The organism is Achromobacter sp. ACM02, from assembly GCF_014851605.1.
Taxonomy (GTDB): Bacteria; Pseudomonadota; Gammaproteobacteria; order Burkholderiales; family Burkholderiaceae_B; genus Achromobacter; species Achromobacter aegrifaciens.
Genome location: NZ_JACUZY010000016.1, coordinates 26,936 through 52,384, shown reverse-complemented (window position 1 = coordinate 52,384; position 25,449 = coordinate 26,936). Strand labels below are relative to the sequence as shown.

Here is a 25,449-nt window from a genome sequence, read left to right as displayed (position 1 = left end):
AGCGAGCTTGCCTAGACCGTCAGACGCTCTAGGTGGAACCCCTTATAAAAACATATGTTTTTTTATTGATTCAAGATTTATCATCTGTTTTTTTACAGCCTCTTCCCGCCGTACATGTCCTTGCCGTCCGACCTCCTCCTGACCCTCCAGGAAAAACTGGAACAACTGCCGCCGGAACTGCAGCGGGCGGCGCATTGGGTCGTGGCGCACCCCGCCGAGGTCGGCCTGTGGTCCATGCGGCGCCAGGCCCAGACCCTGGGCGTGGCGCCGGCAACCATGCTGCGGCTGGCGCGGGCCGTCGGCTTTTCCAGCTACGAGGATTTCCGTCAGCCCTTCCAGCAGGCCCTGGCAGGGCAGGCCGCGCCGGGACTGCGCGAGCGCGCTGCCGCGCTGCAGGCCGCGGCGGGCGAACCCGCGGCGCCCGGGCACGACGTGCTCACCGACTATCAGGTTCGGGCCATGAGCTCCGTCTGCGCGCTGAACCCGCCCTCCGCCTTCGACGCCGCGGTGCAGACCCTGCTGGAAGCCAGGCAGGTCGGCTTCCTGGGCACGCGCTCAGCCTTCGGCATTGCCTTCCAGATGCGCTACGCCTACCAGCTGGTGCGGCGCAACAGCGTGCTCATAGACGGCCTGGGCGGCGCGCCCGCCGAGCAAGCCGACAACCTGGGACCCGGCGACGCGCTGATCGTGATCTCGCAGGCGCCCTATCCCACCGCCACCGTGCAACTGGCCCGCCAGGCCGCGCAGCGCGGCGTGGCGCTGATCGCGCTGACCGATGACCCCTTGTCGCCGCTGGCGGTCGACGCCCGCCACACCCTGCGCTTCGCGCCTCCTGACCGCGAAGGCGTGCGGGCCCGCCCGGCGCGCCAGGGGCCCGGGTCGTTCTTCCACACCACCGCCGGCCTGCTGGGCCTGGCGGAGCACCTGATCGCCCGCCTGACCGCGCGCGGCGGCGAGGAGGTGCTGAACCGGCTGACCGAAGTGGAACAGCGCCTGCTCAACGACAACGTTTACTGGAGCGCGCCGCCGCGCCGCCCCGCCTGACATCCCGTCCGGATTCGCCTTCAACCTCCTGCATTGCGGAATTGCCCCATGAGCCACACCCATGTCATGCATCGTTCATTGCGCCAGACGCCTCCCGTCGCGGTCCGCGGCCAGGGCGTGTGGGTCTACGACAGCGCCGGCCGCTCCTACCTCGACGGTTCGGGCGGCGCGGCGGTCTCCTGCCTGGGACACAACCACCCCGACATCCAGGCCGCCATGCATGCGCAGATCGACGCGCTGGCCTATGCCCACACCAGCTTTTTCACGACCGAGGTCGCGGAGCAATTGGCCGAGCGCCTGGTGGCCGATGCGCCGCCGGGCATTTCCCATGCCTACTTCGTCTCGGGCGGCTCGGAAGCGGTCGAAGCCGCGCTGAAAATGGCGCGGCAGTACTTCGTGGAAATCGGCCAGCCGGAACGCCGCCACATCGTCGCGCGGCGCCAGAGCTATCACGGCAACACGCTGGGCGCGCTGGCGGTGGGCGGCAATGCCTGGCGCCGCGCGCAGTTCGCGCCGCTATTGATCGAGGTCGAGCACGTGTCGCCCTGCTACGCCTACCGCGACCAGCGCGAGGACGAAAGCCCCGAGCAATACGGCGAGCGCCTGGCGCAGGAACTGGAACAGACCTTCGAGCGCCTGGGTCCGGGCACGGTGATGGCTTTCGTGGCCGAACCCGTGGTCGGCGCCACCGCCGGCGCCGTCACGGCTGTGCCGGGTTATTTCCGCCGCGTCCGCGAAGTCTGCGACCGTCACGGCGTGCTGCTGATCGCCGACGAGGTCATGTGCGGCATGGGCCGCACCGGCACGCTGTACGCAGTGGAACAGGAAGGCGTCACGCCTGACCTGATCACCATCGCCAAGGGCCTGGGCGGCGGCTATCAGCCGATCGGCGCGGTGATGGTGCAGCAGCGCATCGTGGATGCCATGCAGCAAGGCAGCGGCTTCTTCCAGCATGGCCACACCTATCTGGGCCATGCGATCGCCTGCGCCGCGTCGCTCGCCGTGCAGGAGGTGATCCGGCGCGACGGCCTGCTGGCGCGCGTGCAAGCGCAGGGCGCAGGCTTGCGCCAGCGGCTGGAGAGCGCGCTGGGCGCGCATCCGCACGTCGGCGACATCCGCGGCCGCGGCCTCTTCATGGGCATCGAGCTGGTGCAGGACCGCGCCAGCAAGCAGACCTTCGACCCCGCGCTGTCGCTGCACGCGCGCATCAAGCGCGAAGCCATGGCGCTCGGTTTGATGGTCTACCCGATGGGCGGCACCATCGACGGCCGCCACGGCGACCACGTGCTGCTCGCCCCGCCCTTCATCATCTCCGACGATGAACTGGACCAGTTGACCGAACGTCTGAGCGGCGCCATCGACGCCGCCATCGCGCAGGCGCGCGCCTAGCTGCCTGCTGCAAGCGCGGCGCAAGCGATTGCGCCGTGCCGCCCGCCTGGCGCGGGCTCGTGATGATACGCACAGGGTGCTCCGCGGCTCGCGGGGCGCACCAACCGCCGGCCAAGACCGGCAATATCACGGGGAAAAACCCCAAAAGGAGTTTGCATGACCACGTCCGTCAAACACCCCTTGGGCCATCGCAACGCCTGGACGCTCGCAGCCGCGGGCCTTGCCACGGCATTGCTGTCCACGGCGCCGGCGCCCGCCGCCGCCCAACAGAAGTTCGTCAGTATCGGCACGGGCGGCGTCACCGGCGTCTACTATGCCGCCGGCGGCGCCATCTGCCGTCTGGTCAACAAGGATCGTTCCAGTCACGGCATCCGTTGCTCGGTCGAATCGACCGGCGGCTCGGTCTTCAACGCCAACACCATCAAGGCCGGTGAGCTGGACCTGGGCGTGGTGCAATCCGACGTCGGCTTCAACGCCTACAAGGGCGAAGGCCAGTTCAAGCAGGCCGGACCGTACACCAAGCTGCGCTCGGTGTTCTCCATCCACCCCGAGCCCTTCACCGTCGTGACGCGCAAGGAAGCGAACATCAAGAGCTTCGAAGACCTCAAGGGCAAGCGCTTCAACGTCGGCAACCCCGGCTCGGGCACGCGCGCCTCGATGGAGGAGTTGCTGAGCACCATGGGCTGGACGCTGAAGGACTTCTCGCTGGCGTCCGAACTGCGTCCCGACGAGCACGGTTCCGCGCTGTGCGACGGCAAGATCGACGGCTTCTTCTATGGCGTGGGCCACCCCTCGGCCAACATCCAGGACCCCACCACCAGCTGCGGCGCCAAGCTCGTGTCGCTGACCGGTCCCGCCGTGGACAAGCTGGTCGAGAAGTACCCGTACTACGCCCACGCCTCGATTCCGGCCGGGCTGTATCCGAACAACCCGACGGAAACCAAGACTTACGGCGTGACCGCTACCTTCGTCACTTCCGCCGACGTGCCCGAGGCGACGGTCTACACCGTGGTCAAGGCGGTGTTCGACAACTTCGACGACTTCAAGAAGCTGCACCCCGCGTTTGCCAACCTGAAGGCGGCGGACATGGTGAAGAACGGACTGTCGGCGCCGCTGCATCCGGGCGCCGAGAAGTACTTCAAGGAAAAGGGCCTGCTCTGAGGCCCAGGCCCAAGGGCCGCTGAAACGGCACGCATGTGTGGCCGGGTCCAACCCCGCCACGCAGGCTGCCGTCCCCTGCGCACAGCAAGCGCGGGGGCTCAACGCGCGCCGCGCCGCCGGCGCGCGCCATGACACGTAGGGGAATTTCATGAATAAAGAGCCGCATACGCCGGCCCCGGACCTGGAACAGCTGGTCGCCGACGCCGACCGCGGAGGCCGCAATGTGCGCGGCCTGGCGGGCGCCACCTTGGCGGCGGGCGCGCTGATCTGGTCCCTCTTCCAGCTCTGGTACGCGTCGCCGCTGCCGTTCTCCCTGAATTGGGGCATCTTCAACGACACCGAGGCGCGCGCCCTGCACCTGGGCATCGCCATGTTCCTGGGCTATCTGGCCTACCCCGCCAGCAAGCGCTCGGCGCGCGACCGCATGCCCTGGTACGACTGGGCGCTGGCGCTGATGGCGGGCTTCTGCGGCAGCTATCTGTACGTCTTCTACAACGAGCTGGCGGGCCGTCCCGGCCAGCCGACCACCATGGACGTGGCCACTGCCGCGATTGGCCTGGCGCTGCTGCTGGAGGTGACGCGCCGCGCGCTCGGCCTGCCCATGACCGTGCTGGGCCTGGTGTTCGTGGCCTACGCGCTGGCCGGTCCCTGGTTGCCCGACGTGCTGGCGCACCGCGGCGCGTCGCTGGAACGCCTGATGTCGCACATGTGGCTGACAACGGAAGGCGTCTATGGCGTGGCGCTGGGCGTATCGGTGTCGTACATCTTCATCTTCGTGCTGCTGGGCTCGATGCTGGACAAGTGCGGCGCGGGCAACTACATGATGCAGGTGTCGTTCGCGCTGCTGGGGCACCTGCGCGGCGGGCCGGCCAAGGTGGCGGTGGTGTCCTCCGCCGTCAACGGCCTGGTGTCGGCGTCGTCGGTGGCCAATGTGGTGACGGGCGGCATCTTCACGATTCCGCTGATGAAGAAGGCCGGATACGGCGGCGTGCGCGCCGGGGCCATCGAGACCGCCTCGTCCGTCAACGGCCAGATCATGCCGCCCGTGATGGGCGCAGCCGCCTTTTTGATGATCGAGTATGTCGGCATTCCTTACACCGACATCATCCGCCACGCGATCCTGCCGGCCGCGATCTCCTACATCGCGCTGTTCTACATCGTCCACCTGGAAGCCCTGAAACTGGGCATCCAGCCCATGATGGCCTCGGGCCCCGCGCGCACGCCGCTGCAGAAGCTGGCCGGATGGGGCATGGGCATCAGCGGCACCTTGCTGGTGATGGGCGCGGTCTACTGGATAGGCACGGGCGTGCAGGCCGTGGCAGGCGCCGCGGCCATCTGGGTGTTGCTGGCCATCCTGGCCGTGCTCTATCTGTGGCTGCTGCGCGTGGCGGCGCGCCACCCCGACTTGCCGCAGGACATCGACATCAACCATCCCGTGCGCCCGCAACCCTGGCCCACGGTGCGCGCCGGGCTCTACTTTCTGATTCCCATCGGCATCCTGGTCTGGTGCCTGAGCGTGGAAGAGCTGTCGGCCGGACTGTCGGCGTTCTGGGCGGCGATGGCGATGCTGTTCCAGATGGTGACGCAGCGTCCGCTGATCGCCTGGTTCCGCAAGCAGCCGGTGTCCGCGGCCTGGCGCCACGGCTGGCGCGACGCCATCGGCGGCCTGGAGGACGGCGCCCGCAACATGATAGGCATCGCCATCGCCTGCGGCACCGCCGGGCTGATCGTGGGCGCCATCACCCTGACCGGCCTGGGCCTGCGCATGACGGCCTTCGTCGAACTGGTGTCCATGGGCAACGTGCTGCTGATGCTGATCTTCACGGCGGTGGTGTGCCTGATCCTGGGCCTGGGCATGCCGACCACGGCCAACTACATCCTGATGGCGACGCTGATGGCGCCCGTGGTGGTGGAGCTGGGCGCGCAGAGCGGCCTGGTGATTCCGCTGATCGCGGTGCACATGTTCGTCTTCTACTACGGCATCATGGCCGACATCACCCCACCCGTCGGCCTGGCGACCTTCGCGGCCGCCGCCATCTCGGGCGAGGACCCGATCAAGACCGGCATCCAGGGCGTGACCTACGCGGCGCGCACGGCCATCCTGCCGTTCATGTTCGTGTTCAACCCCATGCTGCTGCTGATCGACGTCACCTACGGTTGGGAACTGGCGCTGGTCGTGACGGGCGCCACGATCGCCTCGCTGACCTTCGCCGCCGCCACCATGCGCTGGTTCCGCGTGCGCTGCACGCTGGCCGAAGTCGGCGTGCTGCTGCTGGTCACGTTCATGCTGTTCCGTCCGGACTGGTTCATGGACCATTTCGCGCCGCGCCATGAAAGCCGTCCGGCCTCCGAGATGCAGGCCATCGCGGGCGCGCTGCCCGACAATGGAAGGCTGACGGTGGTGCTGCGCGGCATCAACCTGGAAGGCGACGAACTGACCAAGACGGTGGCCGTTGCCCTGCCCGAATTGACCGACAACCCGGGCGGGCAGGACGCGGGCCGCAAGCGCCTGGCCGAGGCCGGACTGACACTGATGAGCCTGGGCGACCAGACGCAGATCGGCGGCGTGCGTTTCGGCAGCCGCGCCCAGCGCGCCGGCTGGGAACAAGGCTGGGACGTGCTGGAAGTGAAGGCGCCCAACCCGCAGCGCTGGTCCGACTTCTGGGTATATGTGCCCGCGTTGCTGCTGCTGGCAGGCATGTGGGCGCGCCAGGGCCGGCGCGACGGCGGCGCCCCCGTCGGCCGGCTGCGCGCCAAGCCGGTCTGATCAGTCAGCCCGCGCGCGCCGCCAGGCCGGCCAGGCGCCGATGGTGAGCGCGCGCAGGAACCACTCGACCGGGCCGTAGGCGTGGCGCCGCAGCCACCAGGCGGACAGCGGCAACTGCGCCGCGAATATCGCGACGGCAATGCAGAACGTCGCCAGTGGCGAGACCGAGCCGAACAGGCGCAGGCCCCAAGCGGTGAAAAGAAAGGCGCAGACCACGGATTGCATCAGGTAGTTGCTCAATGCCATCCGCCCGGCGGGCGCGAGCCAGCCCGCCAGCCGCGCCCCCGGCTGCGTGCGCATGGCCAGCAGCAAGGCCGCCGCGTACGACATGCTGAGCAACGGCGCGGTCAGCAGGTCCACCGCCAGGCCCGGCAGTTCCCAGGCTGCCCCCGCTGACGGCAGCGTGCTGAAGGCGTAGGCCGCAGAACCGGCCAGGCCTGGCGCCAGGCCCAGCGCACACAGCAACCACAGCACACGCGGCTGACGCCAGGGATCGGCCAGCGCGTTACGGCGGCCCAGCGCGTAGCCCGCCAGGAACATTGCGAACGCGAACGGCCCTTGCACGAACAGCACCGTGAACCACACGCCCCCGGTCAGCTCTTTCCAGTGCTGCGCGATGGTCGTGCCTATGCTGCCCCGGTAGGCGTCGATCGCCGCCAGGGCGTCCGCGTGGTACTGCGCCTCGTACCCGGGCGACACCGGGTCCAGATAGCTCAATGCGCCCAGAATGGCCCACAACGAGGCCGTCAGCACAATGAGCCACAGCGAAATGCGCAGCGCCCGCCGCGGCTCCATCCGCCGGCACAGCAGCAGCGCCAGGCCCAGCAATGCGTAGGTCAGCAGTATGTCGCCCTGGTAGAACAGCACCGCGTGCGCCAGCCCCAGCAAAGCCAGGCCCGCCAAGCGGCGCAGGAAGCGCGGCGCAAAAGCCGCCTGGCTGCGTTCGGCAGCGGTCATCTGCAAGGTGAAGCTGTACCCGAACAGGAAAGAGAACAGCAGGTAGAACTTGGTCTCGAACAGCCACGCGATCAGCCAGCGCACGGCCAGGTCCAAGGGCTGCGAGTACGCCGGGTCGGCCACGCCGGCGCCATAGAACGGCGACGAGAACACGCCGATGTTGACCACCAGGATGCCGAAGAGCGCGAAGCCGCGCAGCGCATCGACCTGCTCAAGCCGCGCATGGGTTGCCGCCGCGCTCATGCCTGCCCCCCTGCGGCTGCGCCTTGTTGCGCGTCGCCAGGCAGGCACCGCGACAAGGCCTGTTCCAGGAGACGGCTGCCGGCCGCCGCGCCAAAGGCGGGGTCGACCACCGACCGGCTGTAGACGCCGTCCAGCAGCAACAACAGCGTATCGGCCATCTCGGCTGCCGCCTGCGGCGGCGTGCGTTGTGCCCACACCGTTTCCAGCAAGGCCATCAACCCGGCCTTGCGCGCCGCCTCGTTCTCCAGCACCAACGCGTGCACGCGCGGGTTGCGCACGGCTTCGGCCAGGATCTCCATGCCCAGCCTGACGTAGGCCGGGTCTTGATGCTGCGCCAACTGCGCGGCGACCCAATCCGTCAACGCCCGCCTCGCGTCGGGCGCGGCGCACGCTTGCCGCATGCGTTCGCGCGCGGACTCGGTATCCGACGCAATCATCGCTTCGATGATTTCCGCCTTGCTGCCGTAGTAGTGGAACAGGTTGCCGGGGCTCATGCCGGCGCGGGCGCAGATCTGCGCCGTCGAGGTCGAATGGAAGCCCTGCTCTGCAAAGCAATCCGCTGCGGCGGCCAATATCTGGGTGCGCCGTTCCTGCTGCTTGATGGGGTCGATCTTGCGCATGCTATTAATAGACTGAATGATCTATCTATTAAATACCGGGATCGCACAGCCGGTCAACAGACGAAGAAAAATGGCGGGCCGCAGCCCGCCATTCTCTTGTCTGCCCGCCCGGAACCTAGCCCAGCACCGGCGACAGCACCACCGGCTGCTTGGGCCGCACATCCAGCGCCCGCCCCTTGCGGGCGCGCTTGCCGATGTACGGCGCCAGCGCGTCGCCCGCCAGGATGTCCTCGGTGTGCTTGTTGCGGTAGATGCCGGCCGCGCGCAGGCCGCCCGCGCCGATGGGCACGGTCTGGTCCAGCTTGTCGGTCCCGTCCAGCCCCATCAGGATGGTGCCGCGGCCGCCGCCGGACAGCGTCTTGACCTCGTCCAGGCCGAACACCAGGAACTTGCCCTTGTGCGACAGCAACGCCAATTGCTTGGCGCCGTCGAACAGCGGCACCGGACGCAGCAGTTCGTCGCCCTCTTCCAGGGTGATGAACTGCTTGCCGGCGCGCTGGCGGCTGACCATGTCGGACAGCTTGGCGGCAAAGCCGTAGCCGCCGCGCGTAGCCAGCAGCCAGCGGCTGTCGGGCGCGGCCGCGATCGTGTGGACGATACGCGTGCCGCTGCCCAGGTCGATCATGGTGGTGACCGGCTGGCCGTCGCCGCGGGCCGAAGGCAGCCCGGCGACCGGCACCGAATAGACGCGGCCGTTGTCGCCCATGGCGATCAGCGTGTCGGTGGTGCGGCACTCGAAGGCGCCGTACAGATCGTCGCCCTGCTTGAAGCCGAATTGCGACGCATCGTGGCCGTGGCCCTGGCGGGCGCGCAGCCAACCCTTCTGCGACACGATCACGGTGACGGGCTCGTCCAGCACCTTGGTTTCGAGCACGGCGCGTTCGGCGGTCTCGATCAACGTGCGGCGGTCGTCGCCGTATTGCTTGGCGTCGGCCTCGATTTCCTTGACCAGCAGGCGCTTGAGCGAAGCGGGATTGTCCAGCAGTTCCTGCAGGCGCACCTGTTCGTCACGCTTGTCGGCCAGTTCCTGCTCGATCTTGAAGCCTTCCAGGCGGGCCAACTGGCGCAGGCGCATTTCCAGGATGTCCTCGGCCTGGCGTTCGGACAGCTTGAAGCGTTCCATCAGCGCGGCGCGCGGCTCGTCGGATTCGCGGATCGTCTGGATGACTTCGTCCACGTTCAGGTAGACGACCATGCGGCCTTCCAGCACGTGGATGCGGTCGATGACCTTGTCCAGGCGGAAGCGCGTGCGGCGCACCACGGTGTTGGTGCGGAACGCCAGCCACTCGACCAGGATGTCGCGCAGCCCCTTCTGGCGCGGCCTGCCATCGGTGCCGATGCACACCAGGTTGATGGACGAGCTGCTTTCCATGCTGGTCTGCGCCAGCAGCGTGTTGACGAATTCGTCGCGGTCCACGCGCGAGGTCTTGGGTTCGAAGACCAGGCGCACGGCGGCGTCCTTGCCCGACTCGTCGCGCACGGCGTCCAGCAGGTTCAGCATCACCGCCTTGGCCTGCGTCTGCTCGGGCGTCAGGCTCTTCTTGCCGGTCTTGACCTTGGGGTTGGTGATTTCCTCGATCTCTTCCAGCACCTTCTGGCCCGAGGTGCCCGGCGGCAGCTCGGTGACCACCAGTTGCCATTGGCCGCGCGCCATTTCCTCGAACTGCCAGCGCGCTCGCACCTTGAGCGAACCGCGGCCGCCCGCGTAGATCTGGGCGATGTCCTCGGCCGGCGTGATGATCTGCCCGCCGCCCGCGAAATCCGGACCCGGGATCAGGGCGTGCAGCTCGGCGTCCGGCATCTGCGGATGCTTCAGCAGCGCCACGCAGGCCTGCGCCACTTCGCGCAGGTTGTGCGGCGGGATCTCGGTCGCCATGCCGACCGCGATGCCCGAGGCGCCGTTGAGCAGCATCACCGGCAGGCGCGCCGGCAACATTTGCGGCTCTTGCTGGCTGCCGTCGTAGTTGGGCACGAAGTCCACGGTGCCTTCGTCCAGCTCGTCCAGCAGCAGCTTGGCGATGGGGGTAAGGCGGGCTTCCGTGTAGCGCATGGCGGCGGCGTTGTCGCCGTCGCGCGAACCGAAGTTGCCCTGGCCGTCGATCAGCGGATAGCGCAGCGAGAAATCCTGCGCCATGCGCACCATGGCGTCATAGGCGGCCTGGTCGCCGTGCGGGTGATACTTGCCCAGCACGTCGCCCACGACGCGCGCGGACTTGACGGGCTTGGCGCCAGCGGCCAGCCCCATCGCCTGCATGGCGAAGAGAATGCGCCGCTGCACGGGCTTCTGCCCGTCGCCCACGTCCGGCAGGGCGCGGCCGCGCACCACGGACACCGCGTAGTCCAGATAGGCTTGCTCGGCGTAGCGCGCCAGGGTGATGGCGGCGTCGCCATCGCCACCGCCATCGCCGCCGGGCGGATTGGAATCGAACAAGCCGGGTTGATTGCTGTCGGTCATGATGTATTCAGGTAGACAATTTCATCGAAACGGCGTCAAAGCGCCTGCGCGGACGACATCAGCTGCGTATCGGCGACATGCGCGCGCAACTGGGTCCGCACCGCATCCAACGTGGCGGCGTCCTGCCCGCGCTTGGGGATGATCACGCCTTGCAAAGTGCCGAGAATGACATAGAGATGCTGCGGGGTTTCCTCGACCCGCCGCACATCGGACCAGTCCATGCGTCCGGAGGCGGTGGCAGTGGTATCCGTGATGCCGTCGGGGCCGAAGTCCAGCTGATGCCGTCCCAGGAACAGCTCGTCGGGCTGACGCTTCAGCATGCGGCGCGTGTTCATCCTGACCAGCGAGGGCAGGACGTACTCGTAAGCCAGCGCCAGGAGCGCAAGAATGCCCAGGCCCACCGCCAAGCCCTGGAAATACACGGGCAGGATCCGCCCCCAGTTCGGCGTATTGCCGTCCCAGGTCTGCCAGATCAGGTAGGCCAGCAGGGCCACGATCATCAGGACCGCGAAACGCAGATGGGAGCGGTAGCGGCGACGGCGCAGCTCCGGCCGCTTGTACACGTAAGCGGCGAAGTCGGCGTAGTCGTCGGCAGTCATCTGGACGTCCATGCGGGCCGAGCCGGGCGCGGACCCGGCCATCAGATGTCCAGCTCCGCCAGATTGCCCTTCTCTTCGATCCAGGCGCGGCGCTGCGAGGACTCGCCCTTGCCCATCAGCATGTCGAACATGCGGGTGGTGTCTTCGGGCGTCTGGTCGCCATAGCCCACGGGCAAGAGGCGGCGCGTGTCCGGATTCATGGTGGTTTCCCACAGTTGCTCGGGATTCATTTCGCCCAGGCCCTTGAAGCGGCTGACGGCCCAGGCGCCTTCACGCACGCCTTCCTTGCGCAGCTTGTCCTGCGCGGCTTCAAGTTCGCCTTCATCCAGGCAGTAGATCTTGCGCGCCGGACGCTTGCCCTGCGCCGGCACGTCCAGCCGGAACAGCGGCGGCTTGGCCACGAACACGTTGCCGGCTTCGACCAGCTTGGGGAAGTGCTTATAGAACAGCGTCAGCAACAGCACCTGGATGTGCGAACCGTCGACGTCGGCGTCGGACAGGATGCAGATGCGGCCGTAGCGCAGGCCCGACAGGTCCGGGGTATCGCCGGGACCGTGCGGGTCCACGCCGATGGCGACGGAAATGTCATGGATTTCGTTGTTGGCGAAGAGCCGGTCGCGATCCACTTCCCAGGAATTGAGCACTTTGCCGCGCAGCGGCAGGATGGCCTGGAATTCCTTGTCGCGGCCCATCTTGGCCGAACCGCCCGCGGAGTCGCCCTCGACCAGGAAGACTTCGGTGCGGGTCGCGTCGCTGGATTCGCAATCGGTCAGCTTGCCCGGCAGCACGGCCACGCCCGAGCTCTTGCGCTTTTCGACCTTCTGGGCCGAGCGCTGGCGCGCCTGGGCCTGGCGGATGGCCAGTTCGGCCAGCTTCTTGCCGTATTCGACGTTACTGTGCAGCCACAGGTCCAGCGCGCTCTTGGAGAAGCCGCCGACCAGGCGCACCGCGTCGCGGCTGTTCAGGCGTTCCTTGATCTGGCCCTGGAACTGCGGATCCAGCACCTTGGCCGACAAGACGAAGCTGGCGCGGGCGAACACGTCTTCCGGCAGCAGCTTGACGCCCTTGGGCAGCAGGCTGTGCAGCTCGGCGAAACCCTTGACCGCGCCGAACAGGCCTTCGCGCAGGCCCGATTCATGGGTGCCGCCGGCAGGCGTCGGAATCAGGTTCACGTACGACTCGCGCACGGCGTTGCCGTCCTCGGTCCAGGCCACCACCCACTGGGCGCCCTCGCCTTCGGCGAAGTTCTCGTGGTCGGCCCCGGCGTACTGTTCGCCTTCGAAGAACGGCACCATCAGCTCCGCCCCGGCCAGCGCCTCGGACAGATAGCCGCGCAGGCCGTCCTGGTACTGCCAGGTCTTGGTGTCGCCGGTTTTCTCGTTGACCAAGGAAACCTTGACGCCCGGCAGCAGCACGGCCTTGCTGCGCAGGAGGTGCGTCAGCTCGCCCAGCGGAATGTTGGGGCTGTCGAAATACTTGGCGTCCGGCCAGACGCGCACGCGGGTGCCGGACTTCTTGCGGCCACCCTGGTCGTAGGGCGCCAGGGGCTCGGCCACGTCGCCGCCCTTGAAGACCAGGCGGTTGACGGCGCCATCGCGCCACACCACCACTTCCAGGCGCGTGGCCAGGGCGTTGGTGACGGACACGCCCACGCCGTGCAAGCCGCCGGAAAAGGCGTAGGCGCCGCCGCCCGCCTTGTCGAACTTGCCGCCTGCGTGCAGGCGCGTGAACACCAGCTCCACCACGGGAGCGTTCTCTTCAGGGTGCAGGCCAACGGGAATGCCGCGCCCGTCGTCCTCGACGGAAACGCTGCCGTCGACGTGCAGCGTGACCTGGATCTGCTTGCCGTATCCGGCCAATGCCTCGTCTGCGGCGTTATCAATGACCTCCTGCACGACGTGCAGGGGGTTTTCGGTTCGGGTGTACATGCCCGGGCGCTGGCGCACGGGCTCCAGGCCCTTCAGGACGCGAATGGACGCCTCGGTGTAACGTGGAGTGGCCAAGTTATCCCCAACATCTGTGGAAAAAAACCGACATTTTACGGATAAGTCCAGATTCTGCGCGGCTCCCAGTGGGATGAGCACGACCTGACCAGCTCCGAATTCGGTAGGATGATGACAGTCACAGCCAGCGCATCGGGTCGGTACCGCCCGGATCGCGACAACTGCGCCGCAACATCCTACACAAATCCAGCAACTCCTGTTGTTATTAACAGTGGTATGCCTGTTGATATTGACAGTGGTATGCTTGAGTCCATCCACAAACAAGAACAACGGCGGGGCGCGTCCCTTTTTACGCGCCTTTTGCTGCCGAACCGAGAATCACCATCATGAGCGACCAAATCAAGAACGTCAGTGACGCCAGCTTCGATGCCGATGTGTTGAAATCCGGCCAGCCGGTGCTGGTGGACTACTGGGCTGCCTGGTGCGGCCCCTGCAAGATGATTGCCCCGATCCTGGAAGAAGTCGCCACGGAGTACGCTGGCCGCCTGACGATCGCCAAGCTGAACGTCGATGAAAACCAGGGCACCGCCACCAAGTACGGCATCCGCGGCATTCCCACCCTTATGCTCTTTAAAGACGGCCAAGCTGCCGCCACCAAAGTTGGCGCGCTGTCGAAGTCGCAACTGACCGCATTCCTGGACGGCGCGCTGTAAGCCGCGTGCCGTGAACGAAGGCGCCGCCCTCGGGGCGGCGCTCATTCAATACCGCGTGTGCCCGTCCGTGGCGCGCCGCCAGAACTCTCCTTCACTTTCCCCCAAAAATCCACCGCGATGCACCTCAACGAACTGAAGGCGCTGCACGTCTCGCAGCTGCTGGAAATGGCCGCCGGCCTGGAAATCGAGAACGCCAACCGCCTGCGCAAGCAGGAGCTGATGTTCGCCATCATGAAACGGCGCGCCAAGCAAGGCGAGCAGATCTTCGGCGACGGCGTCCTGGAAGTCCTGCCCGACGGCTTCGGCTTCCTGCGCTCGCCCGAGACCTCGTATCTGGCCAGCACGGACGACATCTACATCTCGCCCTCGCAGATCCGCCGCTTCAACCTGCACACCGGCGACTCGATCGAAGGTGAAGTGCGCACGCCCAAGGACGGCGAGCGCTATTTCGCCCTGGTGAAGGTGGACAAGGTCAACGGCGTGGCGCCTGAAGCGATCAAGCATCGCATCATGTTCGAAAACCTGACGCCGCTGCACCCGAACCGCAACATCCGCCTGGAACGCGACATCAAGAGCGAGGAAAACCTCACGGGCCGCATTCTTGACGTCTTCGCCCCCATCGGCATGGGCCAGCGCGGCCTGATCGTCGCCAGCCCCAAGTCCGGCAAGACGGTGATGATGCAGCACATCGCGCACGCCATCACCACCAACTACCCCGACGCGGTCATGATCGTCCTGCTGGTGGATGAACGCCCCGAGGAAGTGACCGAAATGCAGCGCACCGTGCGCGGCGAAGTGGTCGCCTCGACCTTTGACGAACCCGCCACCCGCCACGTGCAGGTCGCGGAAATGGTCATCGAGAAGGCCAAGCGCCTGGTCGAAATGAAGAAGGACGTGGTGATCCTGCTGGACTCGATCACCCGTCTGGCCCGCGCCTACAACACCGTGGTGCCGGCCTCCGGCAAGGTGCTGACCGGCGGCGTGGACGCCAACGCGCTGCAACGCCCCAAGCGCTTCTTCGGCGCGGCCCGCAACCTGGAAGAAGGCGGTTCGCTGACCATCCTGGGCACGGCGCTGATCGAAACCGGCAGCCGCATGGATGAAGTCATCTATGAAGAATTCAAGGGCACCGGCAACTCCGAAGTCCACCTCGAGCGCCGCCTGGCCGAAAAGCGCGTCTACCCGTCGATCAACCTGAACAAGTCCGGCACCCGCCGCGAAGAGCTGCTGATCGCCCCCGACCTGCTGCAGAAGGTCTGGGTGCTGCGCAAGTTCATCCACGACATGGACGAAGTCCAGTCGATGGAATTCATCCTGGACAAGATGCGCGCCACCAAGACCAACGCCGAATTCTTCGACATGATGAAGAAGAAGTAAGCCTGGTCAGAGCCTGCGGTCCGCGGCGCCCGCGCCTTGGACCCGGCCATGAAAAACGCCCTGAAGCGCGCTTGCGCCCAGGGCGTTTTTCATGGGCCGGACAGGCGGCTCACTGCCCTCCCATGAACTCCTCCAGCGTGCCAGGCTGCGGCGCCGGACGCGGGGTCTGCTTGTTGCCGGCCGGCTTGCCGGACGCGTCTATCGGCTCGATCTTGGGATCGTCCCAGCTGCCGGTGACGGCGTATTCCATGGTCATGGCCCGTGCCAGCGGCTGCTTCAGCAGCCACTGCGTCACGAAGGCTCCCAGGCCGATCAGCGGATTGACCGCCAGCGCCGTCACCATGGCCGCCCCGCTGGCGTCCAGGTTCGGGATCACCACAGCCTTCATGTCCCAGCGTTCGCGGATGATGTTGACCCCGCCCGCCAGCACGATGGTCGCCACCGGCCCGTTGATCTTGTAGCCTTCGGTCGAAGCCGTGCCGTCGGCCAGCTTGACCTTGCCGCGGATGGTGTCGAAGGGGAAGCCGTCGCGCAGCAGATTGGTGGGATTTACGTCCAGCCGCGCCAGCCGCTGCAGCGATTGCAGGGACAGCAGCTCCAGCAGCCGCGCGGTGCGGGAGTTGACGTGCATGAAGCGGCCCTTGTCCAGGCTGACGTCGACCTCGCCCGTCAGGTCTTCGATCTTGTGGGTCCAGGGCAGATTGCGCCAGGTGGCCTTGCCCTGCATCGTGCCCTTGCCACCCGACACCACCTTTTCGAAGCCGATGCGGTCCAGGAACTTGCCCACGTCTTCGAACTTGACCGAAGCGTCCACGGTCAGGCCGCGGCTCTGGCCTTCCAGGTTCCAGTTGCCGGTGGCGTTGAGCGAGGCCGCGTCGTTGACGATGGACAGCTTGTCCAGGCGCCATTGGCGGCCGCGCTGCAGGTTCGTGCCCTGCACCTGGAGTTCGCCCACGTTCTTGCCGTACAGCAGGAATTCCTTGGCTTGCAGGTCGATCGCCGGGATGTCTGACAGGTCGTTGCCGGAGGACAGCGCCTCGTCGGCCTTGTTGGTGTCGCCCTCGCCGCCCAGGGACAGATGCTTCAGGCGCGCGGTGATCTGGCCGGCGATGGCGCCCGAGGCCTCGCGCCATTCGAGCGAACCCGTGGCCTGCTTGGATTGCAGATCCACGCGCCATTGGGCGGGTCCCGGCCGGGTCGCGTACAGCGTCAGGTCGTTCAGGGTAAAGCCGCCAGTCCGCAAGACGCCGGCCGCCAGGCTGATGCGTTCGGCCGCGGGCAGCATGGGCTTGGGCGCGGCACGGCCCTTGCCAGCAGGCGCGCTGAAGCCGTCGGACACGCTTTCCCAGGCATCCAGGTCCAGTTCAGGCAGGCTCGCGTTCAGGCTGAACCCGCGTTCCGGCAGGCTTGCCGGACGGTTGATGCCCAGCGCGCCGCGCGCGAAGTAGGACGGCGACCCTTCGGACGGCGCCCGTTCGAACAGCGCGTTGACGGCATCTCCCAGGCTTGCGGTGAGCCAGCGCCGGTTCTGCGCTCCGCGGTCCTGCGCGGGCGACCATTGCACCTTCAGCAACTGCGAAGCCTGGGCGGCCTTGCCGACCGGAGCGGGCATGTCGATCGCCATGCCCACCAGATCGGACTCGACGGAAATGTCCACCGCGCCGCCGCGCTGATAGCCCACCTTGCCCTTGTAGGCCGCTTTGCCCGAAAAGCGCGACATGGACGGCGTGTTGCTTAATTGAGTCAGCGCCGGCCCGGCCAGCGTACCCTCGAAGCGCAAGGCGTCCGTGCTCTGCGCCAGACGTCCGTAAATCCGCGCCGGGCCGCCCAGGAACAGGGCCCGCAAGTCCTTGGCCTCGACGCCCTTCTCCGAAAACTCCAGGTCACCGTGCATCTGGCTGAGCAGCGGCATCTCCGGCATGAAGGTGAAGGAGTTGCCCGCGAACAGGATGTTCCCCTGGACCTGGGTGTCATCGGTGTTCAACAGAGGCACCTTGAGCTTGAGCCCCACCCGCCAGTCGCCGGTGCCGCGCGCCTCGTCCAGCGCGCCATCCAGCAACTCGCCCAAGGGCGAGTTGGCTGCCAGCGCCAGATAGGCCGGCACGGCGCCGGACGTCTCGCCGGTCAGCAGCAGTTCGGAGTTCTCTTCCATGTTGGGAATGGTTGCGGAAACCGCCCCCAGCGTCACGGTATGTCCCGATCCGGTATGCGCGACCGCGCCGCCCGGACTGTCCAGCGCCAGGCTGACCTTGTCGATGCGGAAATTGCCGGACAGGTTCTCCAGCATCGGCCAGCCCTTGCGGCGCTCGCGCGCCGGCGCGTAGTCGACCTTGGCGCCGCTGAATGCGCCGGCGATCACGAAATCGCCCTGAGCCCCAGGCGCGCCAAAAGGAAACTCGTCGAGATCGCCCTTGAGCGTGATGGAGGCCGATTGCATTTCGCCCGCGGGCAAGCCGATGGCCAGCCATTCGCGCGCATCGGCGTTGACCTCCAGCGGCAGGTAGCGATGGATGGCGGACATGGAGCCGCGCGCCATCACGCCGTGCATGTCGACGCTGCCCGCCGCGGTCCTGCCTTCTGGCCGCCACTGCCCTTGCACGCGCACGTCGAGATCGTCGTTGACCAGTTGCAGTTGGCCTACGTCCACGAACCAGTGCTTCGCATCCGGCCCTTTGACGGCGGCATCCAGCGCCACGTCGCGCACAGCCAACGTGGGTTGCTCGAAGACGCCCGGCAAGGACAGAGTGAGCTGTTCGGCCTTGGCGCTGACCGACACCGCCGGGGCGCCAGGGCTGCGCGCCAGCGGCACGCTGTCCAGCTGCATGAAGTCGCCCGGCAAGCCCTGGACGCGGGCCTGGACGTACCCGGCCCTGAAGCCTGGAGCAGCGGTCCCTTGCGCGGTCTCGGTCCATTGCAGGCCGCGCACGGCGGCGTCCGCGGTCAGATCGGTGAACTTGCCGCGTTCCAACTGCAGCCATGCCCGCCCGCTCAGGCGGCCCGCCACCGCCGGGACCTCGAACCAAGGCTGCCAGGCCAAGGGTTCAGCGTCGTCCAGCTGTACATATAGCTGGCCGCCCCAATTGCCGGGATTCGCCGCGTTCACCGAAAACAGGCTGCGATTGAATTCGCCGCGCAGCTCGACGTTGCGCGCCAGCGCCTCGCCCGCCGCGGCCTTGAGCACGAAACGATGCGACAAACTGCCGTTGCGCGCCAGGAAGTCGACGCCCGTCAGGGTGAGCTCCGGCGCGCGGCGCAACTCGTCCTGCCAGCGTATGGTCGCGCCGCGGATGCGCAGCTCGCGCTGCGCGCCCAGCCAGCGCAGCGCTGGATGGTCCAGGTCGGAACGCTGATCGTCGTCATTGAGGTCGATGTCCTGGCCCGCGACCCATAGATGATTTTCGGGATCGCGCCGCAACAGGAGTTCGGGCCGGTCGAGCTGCAACCGCAGCAGCTTGGGCGACAGGACCAGAATGCTGCGCCAGGCCAGCACCGCCGAAACGGAAGGCAAGGACAACACCGGGTCCACCTCATCGTCGTAGACTTGGACGGAGGTGAGATCGAGTTTGGGGTTCAGGCCTTGCCAGTTCGCCTGGATGGAGCCGATGGTCACTCGGGAGCCCAGCGCCTTGCTGGCGTAGGCTTCGATCTGGGGACGCCATTGGTCCGCGCGGGGCAGAACCCAATAGCGCACGCCCAGCAGTCCGAGGGCCACGACGCAATAGACGGTCAGCACGGCCCAGAACACCCAACAGAGCACTTTTTTTGAAACAGACACGGATCGGTGGGCAGGAGAAGAGGTCTTGCAGTATCGTCCCCACTTATACCTGAAACGCGCCCATCGCGCCGCCCCTTTCGCCATGTCCACGCCCTCTACGCTTGCCCCCGCCCTCGCCTGGTCCGGCCATCTGCGCCGCCGCCTGGATGCCCACCCGGATCTGGCCGCCTGGCTGAACGATGCCGTGCGCGAACCCGTCACGCCCGCGCAGATCGCGCGCTGGCAGGCGGAGCTGGCCGGACCGCAGGCAGGCGAGACGCTACCCGTGGAGGTCTGCCGCATGGTGCTGCGCAAGCTGCGCGAACGGGTCTTCAACACACTCATCGTGCGCGACCTGACCGGCCAGGCCGATCTGGAAGAAGTCGTGGGCGCCATGACCGCGCTGGCCGACACCGCGGTGGCCGCGGCCTATCGCAGCGTGGCGGCGGACCTCGCCGCCGTGCATGGCGTGCCGCGCGATCCGGCCACCGGCCAGCCGCAGGAAATGCTGATAGTGGGCATGGGCAAGCTGGGCGGCTGCGAATTGAATGTCTCGTCCGACATCGACCTGATCATGCTGTACGGCGAAGAAGGCGAAACCGACGGTCCGCGCCGTATCAGCCATCACGAGTTCTACGGCCGCCTGACGCGGCGCATGATGCCGGTGCTGTCCGAAGTCGACGCCAACGGCCAGGTGTTCCGCACCGACCTGCGCCTGCGCCCCGACGGCGACGCCGGTCCCCTGGCCTGGAGCCTGGACGCGCTGGAGCACTACCTTATCGGCCAGGGCCGCGAATGGGAACGCTACGCCTGGCTCAAGGCCCGGCTGATCCCGGCCCAGGCCTTCGAAGGCAGCGACAGCGCCGCCCAGGCGCGCCAGCTGGAAAGCCTGCGCGTGCCGTTCGTCTATCGCAAGTATTTCGACTTCGATGCGCTCTCGGCCCTGCGCGCCCTGCGCGAACGCATCCGCCAGGATTGGCAGCGGCGCGCCAGCGCGCGCAACGGCATCGACAGCGCCAACAACATCAAGCTGGGCGATGGCGGCATCCGCGAAATCGAATTCGTGGTGCAGCTTGCCCAGTTGATCCGCGGCGGCCGCATGCCCGCGTTGCAAAAACGCGGCCTGCTGGAAGCGCTGCACGCGGAGAGCGCCGCCGGCCTGGTGCCCGAGGAAGACGCGCGCCGGCTCGAAGAGGCGTACCGCTACCTGCGCCGCACCGAGCATGCCCTGCAATACCGCGAGGACGCCCAGACCCATTTGCTGCCGGGCGACCCCGAACAACGCGCCGGCCTGGCCGCAGCGCTGGGCATGAGCCCCGCTGACTTCGAAAGCACGCTGGCCGCGCACCGCCAATTCGTCTCGCAGACCTTCCGCAACGTGTTCCGGCTGGTGGGCATGGGCGACGCCGAAGTGCCGGCGCCCGCGCCCGGCGCCACCGACCCTGGGTCCGGCCCGGACGAACCAGACAGCAGCTGCGAGCTCGCCGAACAAATCAGCCAGGCCTTCGGCGACGACGCGCAGGACCTGTTGCGCCGTACCGAGACCCTGCTGGGCAGCCACCGGGTGCGCAGTCTGCCCGAGAGCAGCCGCAAGCGCATGGACGCGCTGCTGCCGGCCGCCCTGCGAGCGGCCCTGCAAACCCCAGCCCCGCTGCAAGCCACGGTGCGGCTGTTCGACCTGATCGAGAAAATCGCCCAGCGCAGCGCCTACCTGGCCCTGCTGGCCGAATACCCCGACACCCTGGCGCGCGTGGCGCGCATGGTCGCCGCCAGCCCCTGGGCCGCGCAATACCTGACCCAGCACCCTCTGCTGCTGGACAGCCTGATCGATTGGCGCACCCTGTTCGAGCCGCTGGACTTCGGCCAGATCGCGCGCCAGCTGACCGCCGACCTGGACGCCTGCCGGCTGCCCGACGGCGATCCGGACATCGAGCGCCAGATGAACCTGATGCGCGACATGCAGCGCCAGGCCAGCTTCCAATTGCTGGCGCAGGATCTGGAAGGCGAACTCACCGTGGAGAAGCTGGCCGACCAGCTGTCCGCGCTGGCCGACCTGTTGCTGACCGAAACCATCCGCCGCACCTGGCCGCTGGTCAACAAGGCCGAGGGCGCCGAACCGCGCTTCGCCGTCATCGCGTACGGCAAGCTGGGCGGCAAGGAACTGGGCTATGCCTCGGACCTGGATCTGGTGTTCCTGTTCGACGACCCGCGCGACGACGCCGCCGAGGTCTACGCAAAGCTGGGCCGGCGCATGACGTCGTGGCTCTCGACCATGACCTCTTCGGGCCGCCTGTACGAAGTCGACCTGCGCCTGCGGCCGGACGGCGACGCCGGCCTGCTGGCGGTGTCCGTGGAAGCATTCGAGCAATACCAGCACAAGCACGCCTGGGCCTGGGAACACCAGGCGCTGACCCGCGCCCGCTACGCCTCGGGCGACGCCAGCGTCGGCGCGCGTTTCGAGCAGATCCGCGCAGACATCCTGGTACTGCCACGCGACGCCGCCAGACTGCGCGAGGAAGTGCTGGCGATGCGCGAAAAGATCAATGCTGGCCACCCCAACAGCAGCCCGCTGTTCGATCTGAAGCACGACCGCGGCGGCATGGTCGACGTGGAGTTCGTCACGCAATATCTGGTGCTGTGCCATTCGGGCACGCATCCGGTGCTGGTGCGCAACCTGGGCAATATCGCCTTGCTGCGCCTGTCCGGCGAGGCGGGCCTGATTGCTCCCGAACTGGCCGCGCGCGCCGGCGACGCCTACCGCACCCTGCGCCGCGTCCAGCACCAGATGCGCCTGCAGGGGGTGGAAAAGGCGCGCGTCCCGCAGGACCAGCTGCAGGAAGAGCGCGCCGCCGTGCGCGAGCTCTGGGATGCCGTGCTGGGCTGAGCGTATTGGGGGACGGGGGCGCCCCCTTCAGCGGCAACTCAGCGTAAAATAAGGAGTTTTCCGCCTTATTTGTTTCCTGCAAGCCATGTCCGAACTCGTGCGCCCCAAACTCGACCTGCCCGCCGGCCGCCGCAAGGTGCTGATGCACTCGTGCTGCGCGCCCTGTTCCGGCGAAGTCATGGAAGCGATGACCGCCTCAGGCATCGATTACGCCATCTACTTCTACAACCCGAACATCCACCCGGTCAAAGAGTACGAAATCCGCAAGCAGGAGAACATCCGCTTCGCCGAGCAGCACGGCATCGAATTCATCGACGCCGACTACGACATGGACAACTGGTTCGACCGCGTCAAGGGCATGGAAAACGCTCCCGAACGCGGCGAGCGCTGCACGGCCTGCTTCGACATGCGCTTCGAACGCACGGCGCTCTACGCGCACGAGCATGGCTTTGACACCATCACCAGCTCGCTGGGCATTTCGCGCTGGAAGGACATGAACCAGATCAACGGCTGTGGCGAACGCGCCGCGGCGCGCTACGACGATCTGATCTACTGGACCTACAACTGGCGCAAGGGCGGCGGCTCGGCCCGCATGATCGAAATCAGCAAGCGCGAAAACTTCTACCAGCAGGAATATTGCGGCTGCGTCTATTCGCTGCGCGACACCAACCGCCATCGCCGCTCGCAGGGCCGCGAACGCATCCACATCGGCGTGAAGTTCTACGGCAAGGAAGACCTGATCAACGAGGAACAGCTCTGATCAGGACGGGCGTCCATGGCGCCGGTATTCCGACGGCGACACGCCGAAACGCTTGCGAAACGCATGGCTGAAACGCGCCGCATCTGAGAACCCGAATCTGTAGGCGATGTCGCCTATCGGCCGCGCCGCCTGAGCGGGGTCGCACAGCGTATCGCAGCAACGCTCCAGCCGCGCGCTGAGGATGAAATCGGCCGGGGTCGTGGAAGCCTGCGCGAACAGGTTGTACAAATAGCGGCGCGACATCCGGAAGGCCGCTGCAGCGGCCGCTGGCGACAGCGCCGGATCATGCAGGTTTTCAAGCATGTGCTGCTGCACCCGGCGCAATTGCGCCTGCCGCAGTTCGGCCTGGTCATGTTCGGCCTGCCCGCCTGCCCGCTCGCTGATATCCAGTCCCATCATCTGCAGCACCGCATTGGCGGCATCTCGCGAGGCGCTTTCGGACAGATGCGCGTGCTCGGTCAGCGCCACGCGCAGCAGGTCCATCGCCATGCGCCCGCACCCCTGGCGCGCGCTGAAGCTGCGCGCCACGGCATTCTGCATGAAAGACTGCCACGCCTCGAAATGCTTGCCGGGCACCTGCATGACCAGGAAGTGCGCGCCATCGTCGACGTCGACTTCGTACGGCCGGGTGGTGTCGTAGATGCTCCATTCGCCCGGCACCAGCAAGGCGCTGCGCCCCGACTGGCGGATCTCGCTGCGGCCAGCGAGCTGCAGCGTCACCTTGTAGCCGGACGACTCGGAACGGTTGGCCAGCAGCTTGCTGCGGCGCACGCGCTGGGCGCTGCTGCGCAACTCGCAGACCTGCATCCAGCCCAGCGAATCCACCGCCACGCTATTGCGGAAACGGGCCGGAAACACCGCGGACACTTCCAGGGGAACGAAGGTATCGCTGACATTTTCCTGCCAGCTTGCGCAGTCCAGGAAGTGCCTGGGCTCGCTGCGCAGAAGGGATGGGGACATGGCGACTCCGGCGTCTCGAAACGGCGTGCCTGTTTGCCTGGAACGGCCTGCCTGGCGACACAGCTACAGCGTTGAATGGAATGCTGCCTCTTTCTAGCATCGGTCGGCGCCAGGGAATATCGGTGACAACCCCTAAGTGCCTGTTCCTCTACGGTTTTCTGTCGCTGCCATAAGAATAGTCGGCCAACTGGAAGCCGAGCCGCGCCAGCGCCTGAGCCAGTCCATGACGCACCGGCACCACGTCCTCGTAGCGGCGCGGGCGGACCTGCGCGACTTCCTGTTCCGTGTACGGCCGGAAATCCGCCGGCAACTGCGCCGGGCTGAATTCCCGCACCACCCAGTTCAGCACGGCCGCGAGTTCGGCATTGCTGAGCTGCGATTGCGCGGCGCCCGGCACGCGGACCAGATACTCGCGGCCCTGCGGCAGATGCACGAACGCGCCCACCGAATTGCGGAAATCAGGAATGCCGTGGCGGCCGCTGCCACGGCCGTCCACGCGATGGCAGCCCGCGCATTGCAGCACGTAGTCGGCGCGGACGGCCAAACGCAGCCTGTCGGCGTCGGCGGCGTCAGCGGCCGCCTGCTCTGCGGCGGCCGTCCGGCCCACGCAGAGCAGGACGGCGGCGCACAACCCGCGCCACCCGCGCCATGGCGGTCGCCCTTCTGGCCTCATGATTTCGGCTTCGGCTTGGCCAGGCCCACGATCACCGAGGTCGTGCAGTGGAAGATGGAGGACTCGTTGGACATGCACCAGTTCACGTCGTTGTGCAGGAACATCTGATAGCCGGGCCGCTCGCGCTCGGCGGATGCGCACATGCATTTGCCGCAAGCAGCCTTGCCGCAGCAATCGTTGTAGCTGATCAGGTAGTCCTTGCCGTCCAGCGGATTGTGGCAGGTGCCAACCCACGACACGGCCGAAGGCGAGGTGCCAGGCGGGCAGGACGTCATGCTGCCGCCGCAGCATGAACACAGAAAGCCGTCCACCGCGCAATAGCGCCAGTAGTCGCACGCCGTGTCGTCCATCTGCGGTTTCTTGGGATCAGCGGGCGCTGACCGCGCCACCGGCAGCACCGGCATGAGGAATGCCGTTCCAACCAGCGCCCGGCCGATGCGGTTGAGCACGCTGCGCCGGGAAGTGGTGTGCGCAACCGAGCGCGCGGCGCGCTCCGCGAGTTTATCCAGCCATTGCATTGCCGCTCTCCTTGCGGGAAATCCGGGTTTCTTCCAACGCGCCGGCGGCCAGGAATTCCTGCACCGAAGCCACGCCCAGCTCCTTCGCGGTGAACAGGCTTTCGAGCTGTTCGCGCGAGTTGATCAGGCCCTTGGCGCGCAAGGTTCCGGTTTCATCGATCAGCACGGCATAGGGCAGCTTGCTGATCTGGAACTTCATGCCCAGTTCGGTCGACAGCAAGTACGGAAAACGCTCCAGGCCCGCCTGCTTGTAGAACGCCAGGTGCTCGGGCATTTCGCCATCGCTGGCCAGCACGATGCGCAGCCAGGCGCTTTCCGTGCTGGCCACCGACTTGAGGATAGGCAGCAGCTTCTTGCAAACCGGGCAGGTCGGGGAAAGAAAGAACAGCAGCTGGCTGTGCTGGCCGCGTTCGCCGATGACGATACGGCGACCCAGCAGATCCGGCAGTTCGAAGCGCGGAGCGGGCTCGCCCACGCCAGGGCCCTTGTCCATCGTCAGCGCCCCCATCGGCGCCACGCGCTCGTACAGCACGCCGATCTGCCGCGACAGCGCCAGGATGACCAGCACCAGGCAGAGCACCACGCCCCACAACAGAAAATTGGAAATGATCAAGGCATCCATGTGAGTTTCC

18 protein-coding genes are annotated in these 25,449 nt (G+C 66.9%); 8 read left to right on the top strand and 10 right to left on the bottom strand.

All coding sequences use genetic code 11. From position 1 onward, the window contains the following. Positions 1 to 114 precede the first annotated feature (114 nt). The 4 genes from IB258_RS29925 to IB258_RS29910 all read left to right on the top strand — a co-directional run bounded on the left by IB258_RS29925 (position 115) and on the right by IB258_RS29910 (position 6,361). A complete protein-coding gene (locus IB258_RS29925; protein ID WP_054458705.1) occupies positions 115 to 1,044 on the top strand; it encodes a MurR/RpiR family transcriptional regulator in 930 nt (309 codons plus the stop codon). A 48-nt stretch (positions 1,045 to 1,092) separates the two neighbouring features. After that, complete coding sequence (locus IB258_RS29920; protein WP_192353579.1) at positions 1,093 to 2,433, top strand: aspartate aminotransferase family protein; 1,341 nt, start codon at positions 1,093 to 1,095, stop codon at positions 2,431 to 2,433. A 156-nt stretch (positions 2,434 to 2,589) separates the two neighbouring features. After that, positions 2,590 to 3,594: a TAXI family TRAP transporter solute-binding subunit gene (locus IB258_RS29915; RefSeq protein ID WP_054458708.1), complete on the top strand. Its 1,005-nt coding sequence runs from the start codon at positions 2,590 to 2,592 to the stop codon at positions 3,592 to 3,594. Positions 3,595 to 3,742: 148 nt separating this feature from the next. Continuing rightward, entirely contained in the window at positions 3,743 to 6,361 is a 2,619-nt protein-coding gene (locus IB258_RS29910) for a TRAP transporter fused permease subunit (protein ID WP_175214393.1), read from the top strand. On the opposite strand, the gene IB258_RS29905 is transcribed toward IB258_RS29910, so the two are convergent. The 5 genes from IB258_RS29905 to IB258_RS29885 all read right to left on the bottom strand — a co-directional run bounded on the left by IB258_RS29905 (position 6,362) and on the right by IB258_RS29885 (position 13,238). Continuing rightward, positions 6,362 to 7,561 carry a DUF418 domain-containing protein gene (locus IB258_RS29905; RefSeq protein ID WP_192353578.1) on the bottom strand — a complete coding sequence of 400 codons (1,200 nt, stop codon included), beginning with the start codon at positions 7,559 to 7,561 and terminating at the stop codon, positions 6,362 to 6,364. Continuing rightward, positions 7,558 to 8,181, bottom strand: coding sequence for a TetR/AcrR family transcriptional regulator (locus tag IB258_RS29900; RefSeq protein WP_175214395.1), 624 nt, complete (start codon positions 8,179 to 8,181; stop codon positions 7,558 to 7,560). Before IB258_RS29900 ends, IB258_RS29905 begins: the two co-directional genes overlap by 4 nt. Before the next feature lie 115 nt (positions 8,182 to 8,296). Beyond that, positions 8,297 to 10,636, bottom strand: a complete 2,340-nt coding sequence (gene parC / locus IB258_RS29895; protein WP_054458716.1) for a DNA topoisomerase IV subunit A — start codon at positions 10,634 to 10,636, stop codon at positions 8,297 to 8,299. Between the two features lie 35 nt (positions 10,637 to 10,671). Beyond that, entirely contained in the window at positions 10,672 to 11,277 is a 606-nt protein-coding gene (locus IB258_RS29890; RefSeq protein WP_054458717.1) for a YcxB family protein, read from the bottom strand. Further along, a complete protein-coding gene (locus tag IB258_RS29885) occupies positions 11,277 to 13,238 on the bottom strand; it encodes a DNA topoisomerase IV subunit B (RefSeq protein ID WP_054458719.1) in 1,962 nt (653 codons plus the stop codon). The genes IB258_RS29890 and IB258_RS29885 overlap by 1 nt, the downstream gene beginning before the upstream one ends. Before the next feature lie 326 nt (positions 13,239 to 13,564). On the opposite strand from IB258_RS29885, the gene trxA reads away from it, so the two are divergent. Together trxA and rho are read left to right on the top strand one after the other, a co-directional pair. Then, the gene (gene trxA / locus IB258_RS29880; protein ID WP_006218534.1) at positions 13,565 to 13,891 is read left to right on the top strand and encodes a thioredoxin TrxA; all 327 of its coding nucleotides are present in this window, start codon (positions 13,565 to 13,567) and stop codon (positions 13,889 to 13,891) included. A 117-nt stretch (positions 13,892 to 14,008) separates the two neighbouring features. After that, positions 14,009 to 15,268 carry a transcription termination factor Rho gene (rho, locus tag IB258_RS29875; protein ID WP_054458721.1) on the top strand — a complete coding sequence of 420 codons (1,260 nt, stop codon included), beginning with the start codon at positions 14,009 to 14,011 and terminating at the stop codon, positions 15,266 to 15,268. A 109-nt stretch (positions 15,269 to 15,377) separates the two neighbouring features. On the opposite strand, the gene IB258_RS29870 is transcribed toward rho, so the two are convergent. Further along, a complete protein-coding gene (locus IB258_RS29870) occupies positions 15,378 to 19,043 on the bottom strand; it encodes a YhdP family protein (RefSeq protein WP_370539865.1) in 3,666 nt (1,221 codons plus the stop codon). Positions 19,044 to 19,125: 82 nt separating this feature from the next. On the opposite strand from IB258_RS29870, the gene glnE reads away from it, so the two are divergent. Both glnE and IB258_RS29860 read left to right on the top strand, forming a co-directional pair. Then, positions 19,126 to 21,906 carry a bifunctional [glutamate--ammonia ligase]-adenylyl-L-tyrosine phosphorylase/[glutamate--ammonia-ligase] adenylyltransferase gene (glnE, locus tag IB258_RS29865; protein WP_192331045.1) on the top strand — a complete coding sequence of 927 codons (2,781 nt, stop codon included), beginning with the start codon at positions 19,126 to 19,128 and terminating at the stop codon, positions 21,904 to 21,906. Between the two features lie 85 nt (positions 21,907 to 21,991). Continuing rightward, complete coding sequence (locus tag IB258_RS29860; RefSeq protein WP_054458727.1) at positions 21,992 to 22,666, top strand: epoxyqueuosine reductase QueH; 675 nt, start codon at positions 21,992 to 21,994, stop codon at positions 22,664 to 22,666. Here the strand turns inward: IB258_RS29860 and IB258_RS29855 are convergent, their stop codons facing one another. The 4 genes from IB258_RS29855 to mauD all read right to left on the bottom strand — a co-directional run bounded on the left by IB258_RS29855 (position 22,667) and on the right by mauD (position 25,439). After that, positions 22,667 to 23,626 (bottom strand): helix-turn-helix domain-containing protein, encoded by a 960-nt coding sequence (locus IB258_RS29855; RefSeq protein ID WP_054458728.1) that lies wholly within the window; start codon positions 23,624 to 23,626, stop codon positions 22,667 to 22,669. It abuts the gene before it with no gap. A 148-nt stretch (positions 23,627 to 23,774) separates the two neighbouring features. Continuing rightward, positions 23,775 to 24,257, bottom strand: a complete 483-nt coding sequence (locus IB258_RS29850; protein WP_225590564.1) for a cytochrome c — start codon at positions 24,255 to 24,257, stop codon at positions 23,775 to 23,777. A 38-nt stretch (positions 24,258 to 24,295) separates the two neighbouring features. Then, positions 24,296 to 24,817 carry a methylamine dehydrogenase light chain gene (locus tag IB258_RS29845; RefSeq protein WP_054458730.1) on the bottom strand — a complete coding sequence of 174 codons (522 nt, stop codon included), beginning with the start codon at positions 24,815 to 24,817 and terminating at the stop codon, positions 24,296 to 24,298. Continuing rightward, positions 24,801 to 25,439, bottom strand: a complete 639-nt coding sequence (gene mauD / locus IB258_RS29840; protein ID WP_054458732.1) for a methylamine dehydrogenase accessory protein MauD — start codon at positions 25,437 to 25,439, stop codon at positions 24,801 to 24,803. The genes IB258_RS29845 and mauD overlap by 17 nt, the downstream gene beginning before the upstream one ends. Positions 25,440 to 25,449 lie beyond the last annotated feature (10 nt).

Excerpts from the sequence above, each read along its gene's own strand:
- rho (WP_054458721.1), top strand. The coding sequence starts at position 14,009 with ATGCACCTCAACGAACTGAAGGCGCTGCACGTCTCGCAGCTGCTGGAA.
- mauD (WP_054458732.1), bottom strand. The coding sequence starts at position 25,439 with ATGGATGCCTTGATCATTTCCAATTTTCTGTTGTGGGGCGTGGTGCTC.
- IB258_RS29900 (WP_175214395.1), bottom strand. The coding sequence starts at position 8,181 with ATGCGCAAGATCGACCCCATCAAGCAGCAGGAACGGCGCACCCAGATA.
- parC (WP_054458716.1), bottom strand. The coding sequence starts at position 10,636 with ATGACCGACAGCAATCAACCCGGCTTGTTCGATTCCAATCCGCCCGGC.
- IB258_RS29845 (WP_054458730.1), bottom strand. The coding sequence starts at position 24,817 with ATGCAATGGCTGGATAAACTCGCGGAGCGCGCCGCGCGCTCGGTTGCG.
- IB258_RS29905 (WP_192353578.1), bottom strand. The coding sequence starts at position 7,561 with ATGAGCGCGGCGGCAACCCATGCGCGGCTTGAGCAGGTCGATGCGCTG.
- IB258_RS29860 (WP_054458727.1), top strand. The coding sequence starts at position 21,992 with ATGTCCGAACTCGTGCGCCCCAAACTCGACCTGCCCGCCGGCCGCCGC.
- IB258_RS29925 (WP_054458705.1), top strand. The coding sequence starts at position 115 with ATGTCCTTGCCGTCCGACCTCCTCCTGACCCTCCAGGAAAAACTGGAA.
- trxA (WP_006218534.1), top strand. The coding sequence starts at position 13,565 with ATGAGCGACCAAATCAAGAACGTCAGTGACGCCAGCTTCGATGCCGAT.
- IB258_RS29910 (WP_175214393.1), top strand. The coding sequence starts at position 3,743 with ATGAATAAAGAGCCGCATACGCCGGCCCCGGACCTGGAACAGCTGGTC.
- glnE (WP_192331045.1), top strand. The coding sequence starts at position 19,126 with ATGTCCACGCCCTCTACGCTTGCCCCCGCCCTCGCCTGGTCCGGCCAT.
- IB258_RS29920 (WP_192353579.1), top strand. The coding sequence starts at position 1,093 with ATGAGCCACACCCATGTCATGCATCGTTCATTGCGCCAGACGCCTCCC.
- IB258_RS29890 (WP_054458717.1), bottom strand. The coding sequence starts at position 11,277 with ATGGCCGGGTCCGCGCCCGGCTCGGCCCGCATGGACGTCCAGATGACT.
- IB258_RS29855 (WP_054458728.1), bottom strand. The coding sequence starts at position 23,626 with ATGTCCCCATCCCTTCTGCGCAGCGAGCCCAGGCACTTCCTGGACTGC.
- IB258_RS29915 (WP_054458708.1), top strand. The coding sequence starts at position 2,590 with ATGACCACGTCCGTCAAACACCCCTTGGGCCATCGCAACGCCTGGACG.